This is a genomic window from Mycolicibacterium arseniciresistens, from assembly GCF_030519285.1.
Classification (GTDB): domain Bacteria; phylum Actinomycetota; class Actinomycetes; order Mycobacteriales; family Mycobacteriaceae; genus Mycobacterium; species Mycobacterium arseniciresistens.
In genome coordinates this window covers 1-1842 of record NZ_JAUMSQ010000407.1, presented here as the reverse complement: position 1 = coordinate 1842, position 1842 = coordinate 1, and the positions used below count along the sequence as shown (strand labels likewise).

Annotated in this window: 2 protein-coding genes; one reads left to right on the top strand and one right to left on the bottom strand. The window is 72.4% G+C overall.

Annotated elements, in window-relative coordinates; translation table 11 throughout:
• Nucleotides 1-193 precede the first annotated feature (193 nt).
• Nucleotides 194-1219: a S1C family serine protease gene (locus Q2100_RS29365; RefSeq protein WP_302916860.1), complete on the top strand. Its 1026-nt coding sequence runs from the start codon at nucleotides 194-196 to the stop codon at nucleotides 1217-1219.
• On the opposite strand, the gene Q2100_RS29360 is transcribed toward Q2100_RS29365, so the two are convergent.
• Nucleotides 1206-1842 (bottom strand): TetR/AcrR family transcriptional regulator C-terminal domain-containing protein (locus Q2100_RS29360; RefSeq protein WP_302916859.1); only part of this gene is annotated, 637 nt, incomplete at its 5' end. The genes Q2100_RS29365 and Q2100_RS29360 overlap by 14 nt on opposite strands.

The window sequence follows — 1842 nt, the reverse complement described above, 5'->3', positions numbered from 1 at the left end:
GGAGCCGACCGGCGATCCGGAGGCCGACACGGGCGGCCGGTTGCGCAACCGGCGACCCTCAGGCAGTCGCCGCCGCCGACTGCGCGGCGGCGTCGCGGTCGAGGACTGACGCAAGTCTGACGACGAGCCCTCCGAGCCGCGCGCGCGGTTGGTTCTTCGACAGCCTGGGTATTTGACCGCCACTATGGACCACATGGCCGTTCCCCAGTCGCGTCGACGACCGCTGACGATCCTGACCGTGCTGGCCGCTGTGCTGGCAATGGTCGCACCCGCGTTCGCCGGCACGGCGCTGGCCGCTCCCGCCGACCCGGTGGCGGCGTCCGCGCAGGTGGAGCCCGCCGTGGTGCGGCTGGACACGGAGATCGACTACCAGAACGTCTTCGGGACCGGGACCGGCATCGTCCTCGATCCGGGCGGTCAGGTGCTGACCAACTACCACGTCGTCCAGGGCGCCGACCGGATCAGTGCCAGTGTGGCCGGCCGCTCCTATCCGGCCCAGCTGGTGGGCTACAACCGCGGCCAGGATGTCGCCGTGCTGCAGCTTCTCGGCGCGGGTGGGCTGCCGGTGGCGCCGATCGGCGACTCGTCGGCGCTGGTCCCGGGCGAACCGGTGGTGGCGCTCGGCAACGCCGACGGCAGCGGAGCACCGCTGACCCGCGAAGTCGGGACGGTCACCGCCTTCGGCCGCACGGTCGAGGCCGAGGACGCGCTGACCGGCAGTTCGGACGAGCTGAACGGGCTCATCGAGTTCGCGGCTCCGGTGCGCGCCGGTGACTCGGGCGGGCCGGTGGTCAACGGCGCCGGGCAGGTCGTCGGCATCACCACCGCTGCGTCGGTGAACTACCAGCTGGGGCCCGGCGGCAAGGGCTTCGCGATCCCGATCAACGATGCGATCGGCATCGCCGGCCAGATCCGCAGCCTGGTGCCCTCGGAGTCGATCCACATCGGTCCGCCGTCACTGCTGGGCGTCGGTGTGCGCACCGCTCCGCGCAGCGGCCCCGGCGTGATCATCCAGGAGGTGCTGCGCGGCGGTCCTGCCGAGCAGGCCGGACTGCTCGACGGTGACGTCCTCACCACGATCGACGGCAGCCCGATCGGCACCGCGACCGACCTGACCTTCGTCCTCGACCGGCACTACCCGGGCGACGTGATCGACCTGACCTGGATCGACCGGAGCGGTCAGGAACGGACCGGCAAGGCCACCCTCACCGCCGGCTGACCTCCCCCAGTAGCCGCTCGAGTCCGGCGATCGCCAAGTCGAGTTCGAACTCGAACTGACCGTCGTCGGACGCCGACGCCGCGGCCAGCACCCTGCGCAGTGCCGGGTAGTCCGCGTCTGCCGCGCGTAGCAGGGCCGCGCGGGTCTCCGCCTCGTGCCTGTCGTGCACCGACGTGTGGGTGGCCTCCTGGGCGGCCGACTGGGCGATGTTGGCCACGGCGGTGACGCCTCGGCGCGCATCGTCGACGCCGAACCCGGCGGTCAGCATCGCGTCGAGCACGCGTTCGGCCAGCGCGAGCACGGCGGTGGCACCGACACCGTGGAACGGCGAGTGGTCGACCGCGCTGCTCATCTGGACGCCGACCTGGATCAGGCCGTCCCGGAACGCGAACGCATAGGAGCGCAGCACCACACGCCAGTCGCCGTCCTCGGGCAGCTCCACACGGCGGAGCTCCGACTCGAACCGGTCGAGCACCACCAGCGTGAGCAGCCCCTGCCGGTCACCGACGTAGTAGTGCAGCGCCTTGCGGCTGACGCCCAGGGCGTCGGCCACCCCCTGCATGGTCAGGCCGCGGCCCGCCGTCCGGGCGGCCGCGACGATCTGCTCGCGGTCGAGGCGGGCC